Consider the following 21,706-nt stretch of genomic DNA (forward strand, 5'->3'; position numbering starts at 1 on the left):
CCGCGTACGACAAGGCTGGTTGTCGGCGTATCGCCAGCACCTCAGACACTAGGAGGCACCACCGACAGTCGTCGGGGCGCAGCCGGAAGTGTGAGAACTGCTTTCGATCCACCGCTGTGAAGGAGCCTACTCTCGACCGAACACATGTTCGAGTGAATGTTCGGCGTGTCGTCTTTGAATGACAGCAGAGTCGCGCCCGGGTCAGGGCTCCCGCAGCCGACCGACGCCGTGCCACCGGTCCGACGGCACGTCAGACGCCCTGCAGAGGGCAACCCAGATGTCGCGCGGAGAAGCGCCCTGGCGGAGCGCCACCTCGCCGGTGACGCCGCCCAGCTCGGTCAAGACCAGGTCGTGTACGAGCATCCGGCCATAGGCTTCGCCGAACTCCTCGGTGACGGCGATCCAGAACTCACTCAGACGCACGACGCCTCCGAGAACGGCAAGGCGAAGAGGCTCAGCGGACCGCCATGCCTGGCTCGATGGACGACCCGAAGCCGTTGCGCGGGAACTCCCGCTTGAAGGCGCTGCCGAAGTCTTCCGGAACGGTGTCGGGAATGACATTGAGGCCCTCGATGATCGCCATGCGATCACCGACCTCGTGCATGATGACGGAGATCGGAGTGTCGAGCGCTTCTGCGACCGAGGCGAGGATCTCGGAGCTGGCCTCTTTCTGGCCACGCTCCACCTCGCTCAAATAGCCGAGCGCCACACTGGCGCGGCTCGCAACCTGACGGAGGGTGTGCCCCTTCTGCAGGCGGAAGTCCCGCAGAACGTCCCCGATTTCCTGACGAACGAGAACCATTGGACCCTCCCCAAAATGTACGTGACTGGAAGCCTAGCGTGGGTGAAACTCTAGTCATCGCAGTCTGTGCGGTGCTTGTGAATGTACCTGCTGTAACCAGATCGTAGCGATGGGTATTCCCAGACTCGATCAGCGAAGTCGATCGAGCACCGCGAGCACTGCGGCATCCGCCGCCTGGCGTCGGATCGCGTCGCGGTCCCCCTCAAACTCGTGCGACGAGACGCGGAGATCAGAGCCGATCGCGACACCAATGAAAACAGTGCCGGGCTGGCGGCCGTCCTGCCAGTCTGGCCCAGCGACGCCCGTCGTCGAGACGCCGATGTCGGCGGGCACGCCATCGACCGCGAGTACATCCCGCACGAGGGATGCCATCTGGCCCGCGACATCCGGATGCACGGCCCCGTGCACATTGAGGATCGAGGCGTCGACGCCCAGCACGCTGCGCTTGAGTTCGGTGTTGTAGGCGACCACCCCGCCCAGCACGGTCGCGGATGCCCCGGGCGTCGCGATCAGGTCGGACACCACAAGCCCTCCCGTGAGTGACTCCGCAATGGCGATCGTGAGCCGCCGCTCGATCAGCAGTTCGACGAGTTCGCGTGAAGCAGTCACGCCGACCTCCCCTGGCGCGCCTTGAGGAGATAGTCAAGGCCCGAGAGGACGGTCGCCGCGACAGCAGCCGTCATGAGCGCGCCGTTGACCCAGTGGATCCAATCCCCCACGACCGTCCACAGCGGAACCAGAAAGAAGGAGATCGCGACCGACTGCAGCACTGTCTTGAGCTTGCCTCCGCGCGACGCCGGGATGACCCGGTCACGCAGCATCGCAACCCGGTAGAGCGTGATGCCGATCTCGCGGACGAGGATCACCGCAACGACCCACCACGCGAGTTCGTGGAGCAGGGCGAGGCAGACCAGCGCACCACCCGTCAGTAGCTTGTCTGCGATCGGGTCCATGAGCTTGCCGAAGTCGGTCACGAGATTGCGCCGGCGGGCGATGTGCCCGTCGATGCTGTCGGTCGCGATGCCGACGATGAAGACCGCAGCGGCGGCCCAGCGGAGGGGCGAATACGCTCCCCCATCGGCAAGGAGCATCCAGAAGAACAGGGGCGCCAGGAGGATGCGTACGATCGTGATGATGTTCGGCACGTTCAGGATGCTTGCCGGCGTGTCTCCCGCGCGAATGACGCGGCCACGCAGTGAATCGGGGACCCCCACGTGCCTTACTCCCTGTCGGTCAGCTGCCAGGCATCCTCGTTGTCAGACGCCTCGACCTCATCGTAGCCGCTCGTCATGGCAGCGACGGGGTCGTCGGCGTGCGAGGCCTGGGCAGAGGAGGCGACGGGCGCAGCCGATGGGGCCGGCGGCTCCTCCCCGCGCAGGCGCGCCAGCACGCCAGGGAGCTGCTCGGGCGTGACCAACACATCGCGCGCCTTGGAACCCTCCGACGGGCCCACGATCTCGCGAGACTCCAGGAGGTCCATGAGGCGTCCCGCCTTAGCGAAGCCGACACGGAGCTTGCGCTGGAGCATCGAGGTCGAGCCGAACTGCGTGCTCACGACGAGCTCCGCCGCGGCGAGTAGCACCTCGAGGTCATCGCCGATGTCGCTGTCGATCTGCTTCTTCTCGGCGACCTCGGCGACATCCTGGCGGTATTCGGGCCGGGCCTGCTGCGTCACGTGCTTGACGACGGCGTTGACCTCGTCTTCGCCGACCCAGGCACCCTGCACGCGGATGGCCTTCGAAGCACCCATGGGCAGGAAAAGGGCGTCACCCTGGCCGATGAGCTTGTCGGCGCCGGGCTGATCGAGGATCACACGGGAGTCGGTCATGCTGCTGACCGCAAAGGCGAGGCGGCTCGGCACGTTGGCCTTGATGAGGCCCGTCACGACATCGACGCTGGGTCGCTGGGTCGCCAGCACGAGATGGATACCGGATGCTCGGGCGAGCTGCGTGATGCGCACGATCGAGTCCTCGACGTCGCGCGGCGCGACCATCATGAGGTCGGCCAGCTCATCGACCACGACCAGGAGGTACGGGTATGCCTTCAGCTTGCGCTGGCTGCCCTCCGGAAGCACGATCTCGTTGTTGATGACCGCGGCGTTGAAGTCGTCGATGTGCCGGTACCCGAAACTCGCGAGGTCGTCGTACCGCATATCCATCTCCTTCACGACCCATGCGAGCGCCTCAGCGGCCTTCTTCGGGTTCGTGATGATGGGCGTGATGAGGTGCGGGATGCCGGCATAGGGCGCCAGCTCGACGCGCTTGGGGTCGATCAGCACCATGCGGACCTCGGAGGGTTTGGCGCGCATGAGGAGCGAGGTGATCATCGAGTTCACGAAGCTCGACTTGCCCGAGCCGGTCGAACCGGCGACGAGGAGGTGGGGCATCTTCGCGAGATTGGCGACGACGAAGCCGCCCTCGACGTCCTTGCCGACCCCGATCGTCATGGGGTGCCGGCTCGAGGTGCTCGCCTTCGAGCGAAGCACATCGCCGAGCGAGACGATCTCGCGGTCGAGGTTCGGGATCTCAATGCCGATCGCACTCTTGCCGGGGATGGGCGAGAGGATGCGCACCTCGTTGCTCGCGACGGCGTAGGAGAGGTTCTTGCTGAGCGCGGTGACGCGCTCGACCTTGACGCCCGGACCGAGCTCGATCTCGTAGCGGGTCACTGTCGGGCCGCGGCTGAAGCCCGTGACCTTCGCGTCGACCGAGAACTGCTTGAGCACCTCGGTGATCGCCGCGACCACGTCGTCGTTGACCTGGGACCGCGACTTGGGCGGCGTGCCCTGCTTGAGCGCCGAGGATGCGGGGAGCCGGTAGGGCGCCTGCGGACGCTCGGCATCGCCGTCGAATTCGCCCTTGCGGCCCTTCTCCGACGCCGAGTCCGTGAAGCCGGGAAGAAGGTCGACGGCCGAGTCGCCGTCGTCACGAATGCCCGTGCCCTGGCCAGCGGCCGGCGGTACCTCCCCCGTGAAGCGCTTCACCGCATCCTCTGCCTTCGCGAGTTCCTCGAGCAGCTCGACGCCGCCGAAGGGATTCTCAGTCATGGGCGGGGCATCGCTCGGGACGACCTCGGTCTCGTCGGCGCGGGCGACGACAGGGCTGTCGAAGGCCGGATCGGTCTCGCGTTGCGTTTTGTTTCGGCGCCACCATGGAAGCGTCGCCGCTTCCTCCGGGTCGATGCCGAGGTCGCCGAAGTCGGCGATCTCGCTTGTGGCCTGATCCTTGGCTCGGCCTTCCCCCTCGGGCAACTGCTCACCGAAGAGGTAGGCATAGAGCTCGCGCAGTCGACGACCGATGCGATTCGGCGGTGTCTTGGTGATGATGAAGATCGACAGCATGAGCAGCACGCCCATGAGTACGACGCCGAGCCACGCGACCCCCAGCTGCACGAAGGGCTGCCCCGCGATCCAGCCGAGAATGCCGCCCGCATAGGCGAGCGCGACGGGTCCCGCGCTCGGCTGCGGTGTGCCCCCGAAGATGTGGCAGAGCCCGCTCACACTGACGAGGAGCACGGCAAGCCCGATGCCGATGCGGCCGTTGTCGTTGACGGAGGCCGGATGGCGGAAGAGCCACAGCGCGAAAAGCACCATGATGACGGGAAGCGCGTATGCGACCCGCCCGAAGAGCCCGCCGAAGGTCCAGGCGTCGAGCGCCATTGCGACCGGGTCATTCGGCATGAACCACTCGACCACGGCGCCAGCAATCGCCAGCAGGAAGATGAAGAACGGCACCCCGTCGCGGCGCTCCTCCTTGGCGAGCGTCTCACGCCCGAAGAGGCGAGCGGCGGCACCCACGACATGGGCAGCACCGAGCCAGGCACTCGTGACGACGCCTCGCTCCGGCGCAGGAGGCTGCGCGGGGAGTTTCTTCGTCGCCGCCGTGCGCGCGGGAGCCTTCGCGTTGCGCGCCGGAGCGTTTCGCGCGCGCGACGTCGACTTGGTGCTCGTAGCCATGCGACCACGGTACCTGCGGGCACCGACGAAGGCCGGTTAGGGGTGCGGCGTGGTTTCGATACAGCCCTGGCGGGCTTCACTCAACCCGCCGGGTTTCGCGACGACCCTGGCGGGCCTATCAACCTGCCGGACTCTAGGCCTCGATCACGACCGGGACAATCATGGGCCGGCGACGGTGCTGTGTGTTGACCCAGCGCCCGACCGTACGACGGATGACCTGGCTGAAGGCGTGTGTATCGCGAGTGCCGTTCTCGGCGGCCTCCGCGAGGGCCCTCACGACCTGCGGCTTGACGGCGTCGAACACGGCCTCATCCTCCGCGAAGCCGCGGGACTGGATCTCCGGCCCGACGATGACGCGACCCGTCTGTGCGTCGATCGCTGCGAAAATCGAGATGAAGCCCTCCTCGGCGAGGATCCGTCGATCCTTGAGGTCGGCATCTGTGATCTCACCAACGGTCGAGCCGTCGACGTAGACATACCCGAGGTCGAGTTGGCCGACCACCGTCGCCTCGCCGTCGCGCAGGTCGATGACCGTGCCGTCCTCGGCGATGATCGTGTTCTCCTCCGGGATGCCCGTCTGCACCGCGAGCTGCTGGTTGGCCACCAGGTGCCGGTATTCACCGTGGACGGGAAGCACGTTCTTCGGCTTCAGGATGTTGTAGCAGTAGAGCAGCTCGCCCGCGCTCGCGTGGCCAGAGACGTGCACCTTGGCGTTGCCCTTGTGCACGACGTTGGCCCCGAGCTTGGTCAGGCCGTTGATGACGCGGTAGACCGCGTTCTCGTTGCCCGGGATGAGGCTCGACGCGAGGATGACCGTGTCGCCCTTGCCGATCTCAATCTTGTGTTCAAGGTTCGCCATGCGGGCCAGCACGGCCATCGGCTCGCCCTGCGACCCCGTGCTCATGTAGACGATCTTGTCGTCGGGCAACTGGTCGGCCTTCTTCTGGTCGATCAGCACGCCATCGGGCACCTTGAGGTAGCCGAGGTCAGCCGCGATGCCCATGTTGCGCACCATTGACCGGCCCATGAAGGCAACCCTTCGCCCGTTCGCGTGGGCGGCATCCAGCACCTGCTGAACACGGTGCACGTGACTCGAGAAGCTCGCCACGATGACCCGGCGCGGCGCCTTGGCGATGACCGACTCGAGCACAGGACCGATGCCCCGTTCGGGCGCGGTGAAGCCCGGGACATCCGCATTGGTGGAGTCGGGCAAGAAGAGGTCGACCCCAGCCTCGCCGAGCCGTGCGAAGGCCCGCAGGTCGGTGATGCGGTCATCGAGGGGCAGCTGGTCCATCTTGAAGTCGCCCGTGTGGAGCACGGTGCCGGCGACGGTCGTGATGTGGACGGCAAGGGCATCCGGAATCGAGTGGTTCACGGCGATGAACTCGAGGTCGAAGGGCCCGAAGGTCTCCTTCTGCCCCTCCTTGACCGTGAGGGTGTACGGCGTGATGCGGTGCTCCTTGAGCTTCGCCTCGATGAGGGCGAGCGTGAGGTTCGAGCCGATGAGCGGGATGTCCTGCCGCAGGCGCAACAGGTAAGGAACGGCACCGATGTGGTCTTCGTGGCCGTGCGTGAGCACGATGCCAAGCACGTCGTCGAGGCGATCGCGGATGGGCGTGAAGTCGGGAAGGATGAGGTCGACGCCGGGCTGGTGCTCCTCAGGGAAGAGCACGCCGCAGTCGACGATCAGAAGCTTGCCGTCGATCTCGAAGACCGTCATGTTTCGGCCGATCTCGCCGAGACCGCCGATCGGGATGACACGGAGCGTGCCTGGCTTGAGCTTCGCGGGTGCGTAGATGTGTGAGTTCATGGCGTCCTGTGGTGTCGCGGCCCGCAGGCCGATGGAAGGGTCGCTAGCCCTCGGTATCAAGTTGTGCGTCGCTGTGTCAGCGAGTCGTGCCCGCCACCTTGGGCAGGGCACCGCCGGCCGCCGCATTGCGGTCGGGACGGAAGTTACTGAGGTCGAGGCCCGGGATGTCGCCGACGAGCGCGAGCTCGTCTTCGATCACGGCGGCCTCGAAGTCCTCCGGGCCCACGAGCGGCAGCCGCACGCGCGGAGAGCCGATGCGGCCGAGCCCGTGCAGGATGTACTTGGCGGCGACCGTGCCCGGCACGTGCGTCATGACGGCACGCACGAGCGGCTCGAGCGACTTGTGCGCGGCCGTCGCGGAGCTGAGGTCGCCCGCGTTGACCGCGTCGATGATGACCCGGTACGGCGTCGGGGCGATGTTCGCCGTCACGCCGATGAGCCCGCTCGCGCCGATCGCGAGATGCGGCAGCACGTTGGCGTCATCGCCCGAGAAGTACAGGAGGTCGGTCTGGTTCAGCACCCGGCTGACCTCGCTGAAGTCGCCCTTCGCATCCTTGACGGCGAGGATGTTGGGGTGCTTCGCGGCGCGCAGGATCGTCTCGTAGCGGATGGGCACGCCCGTGCGGCCCGGGATGTCGTAGAGGATGACCGGCAGGTCGGTCGCATCCGCGATCATGCGGAAGTGCGTGAGGATGCCCGCCTGCGTCGGCTTGTTGTAGTACGGCGTGACGATCATGACGCCGTCGGCGCCCGCCTTCTCGCTCGCCTTGTAGAGCTCGATCGCGTGGGCGGTCTCGTTGGACCCGCCACCCGTGATGATCTTGGCGCGATCGCCAGCGACGGCCTTCGCAACCTCGACGAGTCGGATCTTCTCGGGGTCGGTGAGCGTGCTCGTCTCACCGGTCGTGCCAGTGACGACGATGCCGTCTGCTCCCCCGCTCACGACGTCGTCGATGTGCTTCTCGACGTCATCCCACGCGACCTCACCGTCTGCCGTGAACGGCGTGACGAGGGCTACCAGTACCTGGCCGAAGGGATTGTCGAGAGAACTCACACACCGAGATTACCGCTCACACGCGGCATCCGAGTCATCGAGATGACACCCGGGGCAGTTTCACCGGTCCAAAGCGGTGCCTCAGGCGCGCTCGTAACTGACGAAGCGGTACGAGAGCCCCGAACGGGATTCGTGCCAGCCCTCCTCAGGGTCCGAGCGCACAACCGTCCACTCCGGCCCGATCACGGGAGCCTTCGCGTCGCCCTCGAAGCCGGCGCGGATCTCGGTGACCTCAAGCCGCTCGGCCTCGTCGATCACGGCCGCGTAGATCTCGCCGCCGCCGATGACCCACGCCGTCTCATCCGGACCAAGGTCCTCAGCGGCCATGACGAGCGCGTTCGCGACCGAGGGGGCCGCCTCTGCTCCATGCTCGGCCCATCGGCTCTGGCGCGTCACGACGATGTTGCGTCGGCCCGGCAGCGGGCGGAACCGCGGCGGGAGGGAGTCCCAGGTCTTGCGGCCCATGATGACCGGTCCGCCAAGCGTCACGCGCTTGAAGCGCGCGAGGTCTTCGGGGACATTCCACGGCATGATGCCGTTGCGGCCGATAATGCCGCCCTCTGCCTCGGCCCAGATGAGCCCGATCCTCGGATTCGTCATACCGCGACCACCGCCTTAATTGCCGGGTGGTGACGGTAGTTCTCCACCGTGAAGTCCTCGTATTCGTAGTCGAAGATGCTCTCCCGCTGCGCCGCAATGCGGAGCGTCGGGTAGGGATACGGCTCACGGGTGAGCTGCTCGGTCACCTGCTCGACGTGGTTGTCATAGATATGGCAGTCCCCGCCCGTCCATACGAAATCACCGAGTTCGAGGCCCGTCTGCGCCGCGACCATATGCGTCAGCAGCGCGTAGCTGGCGATATTGAATGGCACGCCGAGGAACATATCGGCGCTGCGCTGGTAGAGCTGGCACGAGAGCTTGCCGTCGGCGACATAGAACTGGAAGAGCGCGTGGCAGGGCGCGAGCGCCATCGAGGGAACGTCGGCAGGGTTCCAGGCCGACACGATGAGGCGTCGCGAATCGGGATTGCTGCGGATCTGCTCGATCACCTCGCTGACCTGGTCGATCTGCTCACCGCTCGGCGTCGGCCAGGAGCGCCACTGCACGCCGTAGACGGGACCGAGTTCGCCCGCGGCATCCGCCCATTCGTCCCAGATCGTCACGCCGCGCTCCTGCAGCCACCCGACGTTGCTCTCGCCCCGAAGGAACCAGAGCAGCTCGAGAGCGATCGACTTGAAATGCACCCGCTTGGTCGTAATGAGGGGAAAGCCCTCGGCCAGGTCGAAACGGATCTGTCGGCCGAACACGCTGCGCGTGCCCGTTCCCGTTCGATCGGATTTATGGATGCCGTTGTCAAGGACATCGCGGAGGAGGTCTTCGTAGGGGGTGGGGATCGTCGCGCTCATCGGCTTGATGCTACCTCTCGCGATCGTTGCGAGCGAGGGCGATGGCCTTTCGCACCGCCTGGCGTGCACGTCGGCGGTCGCCGCACGCGTCATAGGCCAGGCCGAGACGCAACCAGGACTGCCATGACTCGGGAGTGGCCTCGACCTCGGCCTTGTAGGTGGGGAACGCGGCATCCGCTGCTTCGCGGATCGGGCGGCCGCTCGCGCGGACCGGCACCGAGTGCTCGGGCAGTCGGCCCTGTTGCTCCAAGCTTGCCAGGAGACGTTCGCTGCGCACCCCGAAGAGCACCTCACTCACGAGCCCCCACACGGCGATCAGTGGCAGCACTGCGAGGGCCACCCCCATCACGGCCGCGATGGCATCGCCGCTGAGGATGAGGGTGACCGCGAGCCGACCGACCGCCCAGATGTAGAGCACGAGGAGGGCCGCCATGACGACGACGCCGAGCTTCTTGACCACGGGATCAGGCCTCGTCAGCCGTGAGCGCACCGAGGTCGAGCAGGTGCTCGAGCCCGACGGTCACACCGACCGCATCGGGCAGCGCTGCGAGCGCGAGCCGGATGCCCTGCTCGTAGGCGGCGGGCGAGATCGTGTCGTGCACGACACTCAGGAGCTCTCCCGTGCCGCCGAAGATGACCTCCTGGCGGGCAACGACCCCGTGCAGGCGCAGGCTGTGCACGGGGATACCCGCCACCTGCTGGCCGCGCGCGAGCTGGTCGATGTGCGGCGCCTCGACGGGCCCCCGCGACCTGCGCGCCTTCGCCATGAGTTCGGCGGTGCGCACGGCCGTGCCAGAGGGAGAGTCGACCTTGCCAGCGTGGTGGGCCTCGAGGATCTCGATCGAGTCGTAGAAGCGGGATGCGACCATCGCGAGCCTGGTTGCCAGCACGGAGCCCAGCGAGAAGTTGGGGATGATGATGACGCCCGACCCGGGCGTCGCCGCGAGCGCGCCGCTGAGGCCCTGGATGCGCTCTGCCGACCAGCCCGAGGTGCCGACGAGCACCTTTCGCCCGTGCTGCACCGCGAACTCGACGACGTCGGCACTCACATCCGGGCGCGTGACGTCGACGACGAGGTCGGCCGCAAGCATCTCCTCAAGCGATGAGGACGAGTTCATGGACGCCACCAGCTCGAAGCCGGGCTCCTGCTCGACGATGCGTGAGATGAGTGAGCCCATCCTGCCGTTCGCGCCGACGACGGCGACCTTTGATGCCATGGGGCAAATCTACCAAGGACCGGCCGGCGCCGATCCCGGCTCCTAAGCTGGAGGCATGCCCGTCTTCCGCGAAGCGGGCGTCGCCGATGACGACGCCCTCGCCCTCCTGACCGAGTACTTCTCCGCCCGCGCAGAGTCATTCCCCGCCGGGCCTGAGGCGTACCGCACGGTCTTCCCCTCCCCCGACGACTTCGTGCCGCCGCGAGGCGTCTTCTTGATCGTCGAGGGTGAGGACCTCGCAGGGGATGCTGCGGATGTCGGATGCGGTGGCATCCGTCGCATCTCGCCCTCTGAAACGGGCGCGGCCCGCTTCGAGGTCAAGCACCTCTACGTGCAGCCGCACACGCGCGGCAGCGGGCTGGGAGGAGCCCTCCTCGCCGAACTTGAGCGGCGCGCCGTCGAACTCGGCGCCGACGAGGTGGTGCTCGACACGAACGCGAGCCTCGAGTCAGCCGCTCGCCTCTACAGCAAGGCCGGCTACCAGACAATCGAGCCCTACAACGACAACCCCAACGCCAACAACTGGTACGGGAAGGTCGTGCGCGACGCCGCTCAGTAGGGCTGGTCGACGGGCAGTCCCGTGCGCAGTTCCGGCGGGAGGTGCCCCAGGTCGTTGTGCGTAATGAGCTCGGGCGCCTTGACGGTGCGGACCCTGATGATCGTGAGCCCGCAGTTCGCCTGGTTGATGCCCATCCATCGCCACGAGGAGGCAGAGAAGACCTCGCGCACGAAATTCGCGATCACGAAGTTGTGCGTGATCAGGAGGGTGTGACGGTCTTCGAGCGACGGGGTCATCCACTCGCTGATCGCGTCAGCCATCTGCGCCTCGCCAGCCTCGATCTGGGCCTCCGTCACGGAGCCGAAGAACGGCTCGAAGGCGGTCGGCATGTCCGCGCCCGGCCCCGAGGGCACACAGTCGAAGAGAAGCGCCGAGGGCTCAGAGGTGATGCCGGGGAGCCGCTCCGTGATGGTGTTTGCCGTGTCGGCCGCCCGCTGCAGCGGGGAGTGGTAGACGCTCGTGAACGGCACCCCGCTCAAGCGGTCGGCGATGAGCGTCGCCTGACGCCGGCCACGCGCCGAGAGCGGCCCGTCGGGAAGGCCGTGCTCGGCGTCCTGTTGCTCGCCGTGACGGACGAGGTAGATGAAGTGGGACATCGTCGTCTCACTCTCCTTCGATTGCGGTGAACTGCGGCTGGGTTCGAGTGTGGATGCCCTCGAAGGTGGCGTCGTCGACCCGGCCCACGGCCGCGAGGGCGACGGGTCCGCGCGAGAGCTCCTCGGCGAGCGCGGCCACGGCATCCGTCGTGACGAGGGAGAGGCGACGCAGCGCCTCATCGAGGTCGAGGAACTCGCCGAGCGTGATCTCTGCCCGGCCGAGCCGCGACATCCGCGTGTCTGAGTCCTCAAGGGCGAGAGCGGATGCTCCTGCAAGCTGGCCGAGGGCACGGTCGAGTTCGCCCTGGCTGATGCCACCGCTCGCGACACCGCGGAACTCCTCCAGCATGAGCTCGGCGACCGTGCCGGCCTTGGCGGGAGAGCAGGCAGCGAACAGGCCGAACACACCTGCATCGGAATAACTCGAGGCGAAGGAGTGCACGGCGTAGGCAAGGCCCCGCCGCTCGCGCACCTGCTGGAACAGGCGAGACGACATGCTGCCGCCGAGCACCGAGTTGAGCACCGTGAGCACGCTGCGGCGGTCATCGCCTGCCGGCAGCCCCGGCACACCGAGGTAGAGGTTGACCTGTTCGCTCGGGCGCTCGACGACGAGACTCCGCGCCTGCGGAACCCATGCGCCCGCGGCAAGCGGGCGCCTGGAGGCCGGCGCGCGCTCGACGCCCAGGTCCCACCCGCCCGACACCAGGTGGCGCTCGACTGCCGCCACCAGCTCGTCATGGTCGACCGCTCCCGCGACCGTCACGACGAGGTCGTGGGGCGCATAGTGCGCGCGGTAATGCGCGTGCACGGCATCACGCAGGACGGCGGCAATCGCCTCGGGGTTACCACCGATGGGCCGGGCAAGCGGATGCTCGCCGAAGATGGCCTCGTAGAAGCGCTCCCCGGCGTAGTCGCCGTTGTCGTCATCGGCCATTGCGAGCTCTTCGAGGATGACGCCGCGCTCGGTCTCGAACTCGACGGGGTCAAGCCGGGACGAGGTGATCATGTCGGCAAGCACCTCGATCGCCATCGGCAGGTCGGTGTCGCGCACCTTCGCGTAGTAGCAGGTGTATTCCTTGGCCGTCGCGGCATTGTGCTCGCCGCCGACCTCGTCGAACGCGACGGCGATGTCGAGCGCGCTGCGTGATCCGGTCCCCTTGAAGAGGAGGTGCTCCAGGAAATGCGTCGAGCCGAGCGCGGGCGGTTCCTCGTCGCGCGAGCCGACCGCGACCCAGAACCCCACTGTGGCGCTTCGGGCGGACGGGACCCGCTCCGTGAGGATGCGCAGGCCGGACGGCAGCACGCTGCGCCTGACGAGGCAGCCACCTGCCGCCTCGAAGGTCTGATCACCCGCCGAGAGGGGTAGCTGCATCGCGCCGTTCATCACTTTGAGCCTACGGCACTCACCGTGCACGACCCCGCCGCCCCGACCCCGCCTTCGTGATCGGCCAGACGCGAGCAAATGCCCCCCGGAAACCCGGAAATGTACCCCGGAAAGCCGACATACAGAGCTGTCTGTCCCCGTTGTTGTTGCTAGCCTGAACTCACTAGGAACACGGGGCACGCCCCCGGGGACCGGCTTCACCAAACCCGAGGTGGAGGGCCTGCACCAGGGCCTGCAATAGTCGAGAATCACACCCGCGAACCCGAATCGCGACGTGCTCCGGCGGAAGACCCGAAATTCCGCCGGAGCCCGCTCTCGCACCAGTGAACATCTAGCCAAACCCCGAGGGAGTCACGCTGTGGCTATAGACGAAGCGGGCGGCGCAGTGCAGCGCGGCTCCTCGAGTGCCCTTTCAACTGACACTCCACCGCAAGGACTGAGCATCCCCTCCGACGCGACCGCGCCGGTCTTTGCCTCGGGCCCGGGAGCCCGGGGACGCATCCTCGCGACGGCGATGCGCCTCTTCTACTACGAGGGCATCCGCTCGGTCGGGATCGATCGGCTCATCGCCGAATCCAGCGTGACAAAGGCGACCTTCTACAAGCACTTCGGTTCGAAGGACGCCCTCATCCTCACCTACATGCAGTGCGCGCACGAAGAGGCCGTCGCAACCGTCAATGCGCTCGCAGCCGAGGCGGGAGATGGCGCCTCGACCCTGCGCGCGCTGGTCGCGAACCTGCAACACGACGCGCAGCGCGACGACTTCCGCGGCTGCCCCTTCATCAACGCGGCAAGCGAGTTCCCCGATCCCGCGCACCCCGTGCGCATGATCGTCACGACCCATCGCGACTGGTACACGGCCTTCATCTCGGAGCAGTTCCGCCTCGCGGCGCATCCGCTGCCCGGCGACGCAGCGGATGAGTTCATTCTCGTGCGCGACGGAGCGATGATCGGTGGGTATGTCGGCGATTCCGTCGCCACGACTGCCGCCCTCTCCCGGCTCGGCGACCACTGCCTCCTGGGTTTCTGACAGAAGCGGATCAGTCCGAAGCGGCGTCGAGCGCCGCGACCTGCTGGCGAGTCAGCGCCATCTGCCGCGCGTGCATGACGTCGAGGAGCTCCTCGGTCGAGTGCGCCGCGACGATAGCGGCAGTCACGCCCGGCTTCGAAATCGCCCAGGCGGCCGCGACACGGGCGGGAGACGCGTCATGCTCCTTCGCGACAACCTCGAGCCTGTCGAGCACACGGAGGCCGCGGCGATCGATGTGAGCGAGCGCTTTCGACCAGATCGGTGAATCGACAGCGGCGCCCTTGTCGCGGTACAGGCCCGTGAGGAACCCGTTCGCAAGCGGACGACGAGCAAAGAACGCCGTGCCGGTCGTCGCGACATACGGTGCCAGCTCCCGCTCAAACGCGCCCCTCATGACGAGCGAGTACTCGTTGAAAATCGCTGCGACTCGCGGGTACCTCGCCTCCTCAGAGCGCGTATCCATCGCCCGGATGCGGGCGGCCGCATGGTCAAGGACCGCGACGTGCCCTACCTTGCCGGCACGGCAGAGCATGTCGAGTGCCTCGAGCGTGTCATCCAGCGGCACCGTCGGATCGTCTCCGTCGAGCGTGAGGAGGTCGATGCGGTCGACGCCGAGGCGGCGCAGGGAGGCCTCGGTCGCCCGGGCGACGATGCGGGGGGCGAGGCCACGGGCATCCGGATGTCGCCCGATCGTGGTCGCAACGACCATGCCTGCCGAGCCACGGGAGCGCAGCCACGAGCCGATCATGACCTCGCTGCGCCCACCCGCGAAGTGGTCGGCGGTGTAGACGAGATTGCCGCCCGCGTCACGGAAGGCGTCCAGCATCGAAGCGGTCTCCTTCTGCCCCGAGACCCAACCGAAGACTCCTCCATCGACGCCGATGGGTGCGACCGACAGACCCGTGCCGGTGATCGCTCGCATGAGACCAAACCTATTGGCGATATACGGTTCCATACACCCCTACCGGGCGCGAAGGGGCGATGTTGAACTCCCCCGAGCGCCCCGCACGCTTCGGTGGCAAGCTGGGAGGTGGAGGTCACCATGTCTGAATCACAGAAGGTCACCCGGCAGGAGGCGCTGACGAGCGACTCTGGACGCACCTGGCTCATCGTCGCCGGCGTGATCGCCGCACTCTGTCTCGTCATGCTCTGGTTCATGCGCGAGATGCCGCCGCTGGGCGCAGCGACGGCGGGAATGGTCGCCATCGTCATCGCCTATCTCGCGATGGTCGCCATCCGCTTCGGCGTGAACCACCTGCGCTGGCGGCTCGGACTGCTCGCCGTGCTCACGATCGTCATCGTGATCATCTTCGGCGTCGTGTCGTGGATGACGATCCTCTCGGCCTAAGCGGAGGCACGACAGCGCGCCAGCGGGGCAGGCACACACGAAGGGACAGGCGCAGACGACGGATGCCCGCCGCGCGTTCCTGGGGAACGCGAGACGGGCATCCGCTGGGCTGCGCTGGAGAACTAGCCTTCCTGCGACTCGCCCTCCGCTGCCTCTGCAGGCTCGGCCTCGTCGATGACGGGCGCGAGGGAGAGCTTTCCGCGGTCATCGATCTTGGTGATCTCGACCTGGATCTTCTGGCCGACGCCGAGCACATCTTCGACGTTCTCGACACGCTTGCCACCGGCGAGCTTGCGCACCTCCGAGATGTGGAGGAGACCGTCGCGGCCAGGCATGAGCGAGACGAAGGCGCCGAAGGTGGCGATCTTCACGACCGTGCCCAGGAAGCGCTCGCCAACCTCAGGGTTGAGCGGGTTCGCGATGGCGTTGACCGCCATGCGTGCCGCCTCGGCCGAGGGACCGTCGACCGCGCCGATGTATACGGTGCCGTCGTCCTCGATTGAGATGTCGGCGCCCGTGTCGTCCTGGATCTGGTTGATCGTCTTGCCCTTCGGGCCGATCAGCTCACCGATCTTGTCGACGGGGATCTGCACCGAGATGACGCGAGGCGCGGTGGGCGCCATCTCGTCGGGGGTGTCGATCGCCGAGTTAAGCACGTTGAGGATGGCCGTGCGGGCCTCCTTCGCCTGCTTGAGCGCACCGTCGAGCACCGACGACGGGATGCCGTCGAGCTTGGTGTCGAGCTGGATGGCCGTGATGAACTCGCTCGTGCCGGCGACCTTGAAGTCCATGTCGCCGAGCGCGTCTTCAGCGCCCAGGATGTCGGTCAGCGCCGCGTAGCGCGTCTCGCCATCGACCTCGTCGGAGACGAGGCCCATCGCGATGCCCGCGACGGGAGCGCGCAGCGGCACACCCGCGTTGAGGAGCGACAGGGTCGATGCACAGACGGAACCCATCGAGGTCGAACCGTTGGACCCGAGAGCCTCGGACACCTGGCGGATCGCGTAGGGGAACTCCTCGCGGCTCGGCAGCACCGGCACGAGGGCGCGCTCGGCGAGGAAGCCGTGCCCGATCTCGCGACGCTTCGGCGAACCAACGCGGCCGGTCTCACCGGTCGAGTAGGGCGGGAAGTTGTAGTGGTGCATGTAGCGCTTCTTGGTGACCGGGCTCAGCGAGTCGATCTGCTGCTCCATCTTGAGCATGTTGAGCGTCGTGACGCCCATGATCTGCGTCTCGCCGCGCTGGAAGATCGCGGAGCCGTGCACGCGCGGGATGACCTGCACCTCGGCGTCGAGCGGGCGGATGTCGGCGAGGCCGCGGCCGTCCATGCGCACGCCCTCGGTGAGGATGCGGTCGCGCACGATCTTCTTCGTGACCGACTTGTAGGCGGCAGACACCTGGCCGTTGGCCTCGGCGGGAAGTTCCCCTGCCTCGACCTTGGCGGCGATGGCCTGCTTGACCTCGGCCTTGAGCGCGTCATCCGCGTCCTGGCGCTCGACCTTGCCGGCGATCTGGTAGATCGAGGCGAGGCGCTCCTGCGCGAGCTCAGCGACCGCGTCGTAGGTGACCCGGTCGTAGGCGGTGAAGACCGGGTAGTCCTGGATCTCCTTGGCCGACTGCGCGGCGAGCTCGGACTGGGCCTTGACCAGCTGCATGAGGAACGGCTTGGCCGCCTCGAGGCCCTGTGCCACGACGGTCTCGTCGGGCTTGATGGCACCGCCCTGGATGAGGTTCCACGAACCCTCCGTGGCCTCGGCCTCGACCATCATGATGGCGATGTCTTCGTTGCCCTGCGCGTCGACGACGCGACGGCCGGCGACTGTGAGGTCGAAGACCGCGCCCTCAAGCTGCTCAACGGTCGGGAATGCAACCCACTGGCCGTCGATCAGCGCGAGACGGATGCCACCGATCGGGCCGCTGAAGGGCAGGCCCGAGATCTGCGTCGACGCCGAAGCGGCGTTGATCGCGAGGGCGTCGTAGAACTCGCCCGGAGCGATGCTCAGGACGGTGATGACGATCTGGACCTCGTTGCGGAGGCCGTCGACGAAGGACGGGCGCAGCGGCCGGTCGATCAGGCGGCAGACGAGGATGGCCTCGGTCGAGGGGCGACCCTCACGGCGGAAGAACGAGCCGGGAATCTTGCCCGCGGCGTAGGAACGCTCCTCGACGTCGACCGTGAGCGGGAAGAAGTCGAAGCCTTCGCGCGGCTGCTTGCCGGCGCTCGTCGCGCTCAGCAGCATGGTGTCTTCATCGAGGTATGCAGCAACGGCACCCTGTGCCTGCTGCGCGAGACGACCGGTCTCGAAACGGATGGTGCGCTTGCCGAACTTGCCGTTGTCGAGAACGGCCTCGGCGAACTTGATCTCTGGACCCTCCATTAAGGGCTTCTCCTTTGTTTTACGTCGCCCCCCGTGTGGGCGCGACTCATACATCGGAGCAGGAGCGGGCAGTCAGGGGCACACGCGTTTGCGCGGGCGCCGGGCTCTGGCCAACAGTAGAAAACCACCGTGCCCCTGTGCGGGGAACGGGAACTCACCACCGGTGACCAGCCTCGTGCCGGCCTGCTCCGTTTGTTTTCTTGCTCTGGTCGCATGACTGCAACCTTGGGGAGTCTATCAGCGACTCCCTCAACGGGACAGGGGCGCGCGGCATCCCTCTGAATCACATGAGCATCACAGGACGGGCGGGCAGGCCGCGCCTACCGTGGAGGCATGATGGCCACACCGACACTCGAAGACATCACAGAACTGGCCGACCGTCGCTCGATTGCGAGCGTCATGATCTCGATGCCGACGTCTCCTGTCGCCTCGGAGGTCGAACGGTTGCGGCTCGACTACAAGAACTCGGTCCGCGAGGCCGAGCGGCAACTTGAGGCCGCCGGCGTGGGCACGGATGCCCGTGCCGCCGTGCGCCGCAACCTCGACGACGTGGTGGAGGGCGACTTCTGGACCCATCTCGCCCAGGGCGCCGTCGTCTTCGCCTCGCCGGAGTTCGCCCGCGAGTTTCGCGTACGGACCACTGTTCCACCGCGAGTCTGCGTGGGCGAGCGATTCGATGTGGGACCGCTTCTTCGGTCACTCACGCTGGCCAGGAAGGGGTACGCCGTAGCCGTAACGGAGGGATCAGCGCGCCTCGTCGCCATCTCGGCGGATGTCGCCGCAAGCGAGGTCACGCTGGGCCTGCCCGACGACATCCACAGTGTGCTGCAGCACTCCGAGAACGACGGTGACGCAGACCGCACGCGAGCGCGGGGCGCAACGGGCGACAAGATCGAGCTCCGCAAATACTGCCGCATAGTGCAAGACGCCGTCGCCGAGGCCATCAAGGGGCGGGAGGCGCCAGTCGTGCTGGCTGCCGCTAACGATGTTGCCGCTGCCTATCGGGAGGCCAACACCTACCCGCGGCTGCTGGAGGAGGGGCTTGACATCAACCCTTCGTCCCTGACCCTCGAAGAACTCGACGCGGCCGCTCGGGCGGTGCTGGCGAGAGACAACGACCGACAGCTCGCGGAGTGGCGGGAGACGTTCGGCACTCGCCTCAATCACGGTCGGGCGAGCGTCAAGCTCAACGAGATCGCGCGGGCGGCAAGTGCCGGTGCCGTTGAGGAGATGCTCTTCGACGTGGGCGACGACAGCGAGGGCTTCATCTCGGAGGAGGGCACGGTGACCCCCGCCCCATCTGCAGGAGGCACCACCGTCGGGCTCTTCGATGAGATTGCGATCCGGGTTTTGCGCACTGGCGGAAGAGTGCGCGCCGTGCGAAAGAGCGAGCTGCCCGGCAAGACCGGAATCGCGGCGCTCCTGCGCTTCGAGGTGCCGCGCGGGCAGGAGTAACACCCGGCGGAACTAGGACCCTACCCGCGCGGATTTCGCAGACCTACACTGACCCTGCCCCCGACCAGGTTGAGGGACACGGCTCCGGGAGGTTGCATGTTCATCGCGGTGAACGAGGTAAGCAAGGGCAGGAACGAATCCGCGCTGCCCAAGATCTCGGTTGAGTTCCAGAGCGGACGTGCCACTCTCGCGCTCGCCGAGACTGCACAGCGGCCGAGCGTCTTGGGCTTGATTGCATCCGGACGGATGCGACCCGACACCGGACACGTCACGATCGATTACGCCCAGGACGCCCACTCGCTGCGCGCGCGAGTCGCTCTCGTCGACGCCCCCGATGTCAACGACCCCTCGCCGGAGGTCAGCGTATACACGGTGGTAGCGGAAGAACTCATGTTCGCGGGGCTCCCGGCTGGGCCCCGCGCAACACGGCGCGCACTCGGCCCACTCGGGGTGGAACAGTGGCGATCCTGGACCATCGGCACAGTGCCCCCGATAGTTCGGATCCGTCTGCTCACCGAGCTTGCCGTCATGAGGGAGGACGTCGAGGGCATCGTCCTCACGGCACCGGATCGACACGGTGGCGACCCAGCCGCCTGGTGGGATCGGGCAAACGAACTGGCGTCGCGCGGTTATGCCGTCCTGGTGATCGCCGGCGTGGCCTCGGCGAGCGCCCTCGGCATGTCGGCGGGCGCGGGCGACGTCGTTCAGGCTGCGCCAGCGGCTGCGCCCCCGCCCTCGCGGCGACATCTACTCACTGTGTCCGAGGAGCCGGAGGTCTCGCCATGAAAATCCCCGCCATGATCGCTGCCGAGTTTCGCCGACTCGTGCGCAAGCCGATGGCGTTTCTCGCTCTGCTGGCCCTCGGCATAGTCCCCCTTCTCTACGGCGGCATGTACCTCTGGGCGAATCAGAACCCCTACGGCAGGCTCGCCGAGATCCCCGTTGCACTGGTCGTCGAGGACGAGGGAGTGGATTCCGGCGGAACAGAGACCAACTACGGCGACCAGATCGCCGTGCGGATTCTCGATGCGGGAACCTTCGACTGGCACCGCGTATCGGCTGAGGAGGCCGACCGCGGCGTGCGAGCGGAGGACTTTGACTTCGTGGTGACCATTCCCTCCGACTTCTCAGAGAGCGTGGCTTCATCGGAAACTGACGCCCCCCGCAAAGCGGAGGTCCTCCTGACGACCAATGACGCGAACAGCTACCTGGGCACGACGATCGGGCAACAGGCGGTGAAGACGGTCAGGGACGAGATCGTGCAGGAGATCAATAAGGAGGCCGCAGCACGATTCCTCGGCGGGCTTGCCACGATCCGCACGAGCCTTGTCACTGCCACGGAGGGCGTAGACGAACTCCTGGAGGGCACCCAGACAGCCGCACGCGGCGCGGATGAACTGGCGGCGGGCACCACGCAGCTCGCGGTCGGTTCTGTTTCACTTCGCGGCGGCCTGAACGAACTGCTCGCCGCCACGTCTTCTCTTCCCGCACAAAGCGAGCAGCTTGCGACCGGCGCCGGTGAAGTGGCGGCGGGCAACGAGCGCCTTTCCGCCCTGGGCGGAGAAGTCGCAGCCGTTTCCCGCGATGTCGTGACGCGACTCGATCCGACCAGAAACGAGATCGAGCGGCGGCTTCAATCGTCGGGGCTGACCCCCGAGCAAATCGCAGAGGTGCTTACGGTTCTGGATGAGCTCGGCACGGCAGTGCGAACCGGTGACGCGCGAGTGCAGGATGCCGCCACCCAGCTGGGCACGCTAGCGGCGGGCTCTGTCGAGGTTGCCGCCGGCGCCCGGCAGCTTGCGGACGCTGCCCCGAGCCTCGTGGGCGGCATCCGCTCGGCTGCCAACGGCTCGACCGAACTGGCGTCGGGCGCGGAACAGGTGAACGCAGGGGCAACCCAACTCTCGGCGGGGCTGCCACAGGTCGTCTCGGGGGTGCGCACGCTCCAGTCCGGACTGGCCGAGGGGGTGGAGCGCATCCCGGAGTCAACCTCGCAGCAGCGGTCTGCGCAGGCGGCCAATATTGCGGACCCCGTGACGGTCAAGACCTCGGCCGTTGCGGAGGCGGGAACCTACGGGGCGGGACTCGCGCCGTTCTTTGTGGGGCTGGCGGCCTGGATAGGGATCTACGCCCTGTTCCTCATTGTGAAGCCCGTGTCTCAGCGCGCAGTCACGGCGCTGCATTCGCCCGTGAAGATCACCATCGCCGGGTGGCTCACACCGACCCTCATCGGTGCGCTCCAGATGGTCGGCCTGTTCATCATTGTCGCCGTCGTCCTGGGATTCCGAGTCGAGAACCCATGGGGCGCCTATGGCTTGATGGCGCTGTCGTCCGCAACCTTCGCTGCCATCATCCTGGCCCTGAATATCTGGTTGAGCAGCGTAGGGCAATTCATCGGCCTCGTCATGATGGTGCTCCAGCTGGTAACGGCCGGCGGAACCTTCCCTTGGCAGACCCTGCCACCACCCCTCGCCTTCATTCACCACCTGCTCCCCATGTCGTACACGGTGGACGGCTTGCGACAGTTGATGTACGGAGGAGACATGGGCGAAGCGGTCCTGGACGCTCTCGTCATCTCCGCCTGGCTGTTGGTCGCCTTCGCTGTAGCAGCCCTCGGCGTCACCCGAATGACGCGTGTGCGCACCCTGGCCGACCTGGAGCCGAGCCTCATCGGCTAGGCGCCGCCCCTCCCGCCGCGCCGTTTCGGCGTGC

At 66.9% G+C, this 21,706-nt stretch carries 21 protein-coding genes; 6 read left to right on the top strand and 15 right to left on the bottom strand.

Annotation, left to right across the window (positions count from 1 at the left end):
* Nucleotides 1-201: 201 nt before the first annotated feature.
* From FVA74_RS13750 to dapB, 11 genes are all read right to left on the bottom strand, one after another.
* On the bottom strand, nt 202-423 hold the full coding sequence (locus FVA74_RS13750; protein WP_168220096.1) for a DUF3046 domain-containing protein: 222 nt from the start codon (nt 421-423) through the stop codon (nt 202-204).
* A gap of 31 nt (nt 424-454) precedes the next feature.
* Nucleotides 455-802 carry a helix-turn-helix domain-containing protein gene (locus FVA74_RS08780; RefSeq protein ID WP_147721661.1) on the bottom strand — a complete coding sequence of 116 codons (348 nt, stop codon included), beginning with the start codon at nt 800-802 and terminating at the stop codon, nt 455-457.
* A gap of 129 nt (nt 803-931) precedes the next feature.
* Nucleotides 932-1,411 (bottom strand): CinA family protein, encoded by a 480-nt coding sequence (locus FVA74_RS08785; protein WP_147721662.1) that lies wholly within the window; start codon nt 1,409-1,411, stop codon nt 932-934.
* Complete coding sequence (pgsA, locus tag FVA74_RS08790) at nt 1,408-2,016, bottom strand: CDP-diacylglycerol--glycerol-3-phosphate 3-phosphatidyltransferase (RefSeq protein WP_147721664.1); 609 nt, start codon at nt 2,014-2,016, stop codon at nt 1,408-1,410. The genes FVA74_RS08785 and pgsA overlap by 4 nt, the downstream gene beginning before the upstream one ends.
* Nucleotides 2,017-2,021: 5 nt before the next feature.
* Entirely contained in the window at nt 2,022-4,757 is a 2,736-nt protein-coding gene (locus tag FVA74_RS08795) for a DNA translocase FtsK (RefSeq protein ID WP_147721666.1), read from the bottom strand.
* A 133-nt stretch (nt 4,758-4,890) separates the two neighbouring features.
* Nucleotides 4,891-6,567 carry a ribonuclease J gene (locus FVA74_RS08800; protein ID WP_147721668.1) on the bottom strand — a complete coding sequence of 559 codons (1,677 nt, stop codon included), beginning with the start codon at nt 6,565-6,567 and terminating at the stop codon, nt 4,891-4,893.
* A gap of 76 nt (nt 6,568-6,643) precedes the next feature.
* Nucleotides 6,644-7,621 (bottom strand): 4-hydroxy-tetrahydrodipicolinate synthase, encoded by a 978-nt coding sequence (gene dapA, locus FVA74_RS08805; RefSeq protein ID WP_147721670.1) that lies wholly within the window; start codon nt 7,619-7,621, stop codon nt 6,644-6,646.
* An 81-nt stretch (nt 7,622-7,702) separates the two neighbouring features.
* Nucleotides 7,703-8,221: a dihydrofolate reductase gene (locus tag FVA74_RS08810; RefSeq protein ID WP_147721672.1), complete on the bottom strand. Its 519-nt coding sequence runs from the start codon at nt 8,219-8,221 to the stop codon at nt 7,703-7,705.
* Entirely contained in the window at nt 8,218-9,027 is an 810-nt protein-coding gene (locus tag FVA74_RS08815) for a thymidylate synthase (protein ID WP_147721675.1), read from the bottom strand. Before FVA74_RS08815 ends, FVA74_RS08810 begins: the two co-directional genes overlap by 4 nt.
* 10 nt (nt 9,028-9,037) lie before the next feature.
* Nucleotides 9,038-9,487, bottom strand: a complete 450-nt coding sequence (locus FVA74_RS08820; protein ID WP_147721677.1) for a tetratricopeptide repeat protein — start codon at nt 9,485-9,487, stop codon at nt 9,038-9,040.
* A 4-nt stretch (nt 9,488-9,491) separates the two neighbouring features.
* On the bottom strand, nt 9,492-10,244 hold the full coding sequence (gene dapB, locus FVA74_RS08825) for a 4-hydroxy-tetrahydrodipicolinate reductase (protein ID WP_147721679.1): 753 nt from the start codon (nt 10,242-10,244) through the stop codon (nt 9,492-9,494).
* Between the two features lie 55 nt (nt 10,245-10,299).
* Between dapB and FVA74_RS08830 the strand changes: the two genes are divergently transcribed.
* The gene (locus FVA74_RS08830) at nt 10,300-10,803 is read left to right on the top strand and encodes a GNAT family N-acetyltransferase (protein ID WP_147721681.1); all 504 of its coding nucleotides are present in this window, start codon (nt 10,300-10,302) and stop codon (nt 10,801-10,803) included.
* On the opposite strand, the gene FVA74_RS08835 is transcribed toward FVA74_RS08830, so the two are convergent.
* Both FVA74_RS08835 and FVA74_RS08840 read right to left on the bottom strand, forming a co-directional pair.
* Nucleotides 10,797-11,399 (bottom strand): histidine phosphatase family protein, encoded by a 603-nt coding sequence (locus FVA74_RS08835; protein WP_147721683.1) that lies wholly within the window; start codon nt 11,397-11,399, stop codon nt 10,797-10,799. The genes FVA74_RS08830 and FVA74_RS08835 overlap by 7 nt on opposite strands.
* 7 nt (nt 11,400-11,406) lie before the next feature.
* Nucleotides 11,407-12,783, bottom strand: a complete 1,377-nt coding sequence (locus tag FVA74_RS08840) for a pitrilysin family protein (protein ID WP_147721685.1) — start codon at nt 12,781-12,783, stop codon at nt 11,407-11,409.
* Nucleotides 12,784-13,141: 358 nt separating this feature from the next.
* On the opposite strand from FVA74_RS08840, the gene FVA74_RS08845 reads away from it, so the two are divergent.
* Entirely contained in the window at nt 13,142-13,813 is a 672-nt protein-coding gene (locus tag FVA74_RS08845) for a TetR/AcrR family transcriptional regulator (RefSeq protein ID WP_240792181.1), read from the top strand.
* A gap of 10 nt (nt 13,814-13,823) precedes the next feature.
* On the opposite strand, the gene FVA74_RS08850 is transcribed toward FVA74_RS08845, so the two are convergent.
* Complete coding sequence (locus FVA74_RS08850; protein ID WP_168220097.1) at nt 13,824-14,735, bottom strand: aldo/keto reductase; 912 nt, start codon at nt 14,733-14,735, stop codon at nt 13,824-13,826.
* Nucleotides 14,736-14,855: 120 nt separating this feature from the next.
* Between FVA74_RS08850 and FVA74_RS08855 the strand changes: the two genes are divergently transcribed.
* Entirely contained in the window at nt 14,856-15,161 is a 306-nt protein-coding gene (locus FVA74_RS08855) for a hypothetical protein (protein WP_147721689.1), read from the top strand.
* 122 nt (nt 15,162-15,283) lie between these two features.
* On the opposite strand, the gene FVA74_RS08860 is transcribed toward FVA74_RS08855, so the two are convergent.
* Entirely contained in the window at nt 15,284-17,539 is a 2,256-nt protein-coding gene (locus FVA74_RS08860) for a polyribonucleotide nucleotidyltransferase (protein ID WP_147721691.1), read from the bottom strand.
* A gap of 333 nt (nt 17,540-17,872) precedes the next feature.
* On the opposite strand from FVA74_RS08860, the gene FVA74_RS08870 reads away from it, so the two are divergent.
* The 3 genes from FVA74_RS08870 to FVA74_RS08880 all read left to right on the top strand — a co-directional run bounded on the left by FVA74_RS08870 (nt 17,873) and on the right by FVA74_RS08880 (nt 21,672).
* On the top strand, nt 17,873-18,994 hold the full coding sequence (locus tag FVA74_RS08870) for a hypothetical protein (RefSeq protein ID WP_168220098.1): 1,122 nt from the start codon (nt 17,873-17,875) through the stop codon (nt 18,992-18,994).
* 96 nt (nt 18,995-19,090) lie between these two features.
* Complete coding sequence (locus FVA74_RS08875) at nt 19,091-19,780, top strand: hypothetical protein (protein WP_187266481.1); 690 nt, start codon at nt 19,091-19,093, stop codon at nt 19,778-19,780.
* A complete protein-coding gene (locus FVA74_RS08880; RefSeq protein ID WP_147721697.1) occupies nt 19,777-21,672 on the top strand; it encodes a YhgE/Pip domain-containing protein in 1,896 nt (631 codons plus the stop codon). Before FVA74_RS08875 ends, FVA74_RS08880 begins: the two co-directional genes overlap by 4 nt.
* Nucleotides 21,673-21,706 lie beyond the last annotated feature (34 nt).

The sequence above is a fragment of the Salinibacterium sp. dk2585 genome (assembly GCF_008001035.1).
Classification (GTDB): Bacteria; Actinomycetota; Actinomycetes; order Actinomycetales; family Microbacteriaceae; genus Homoserinimonas.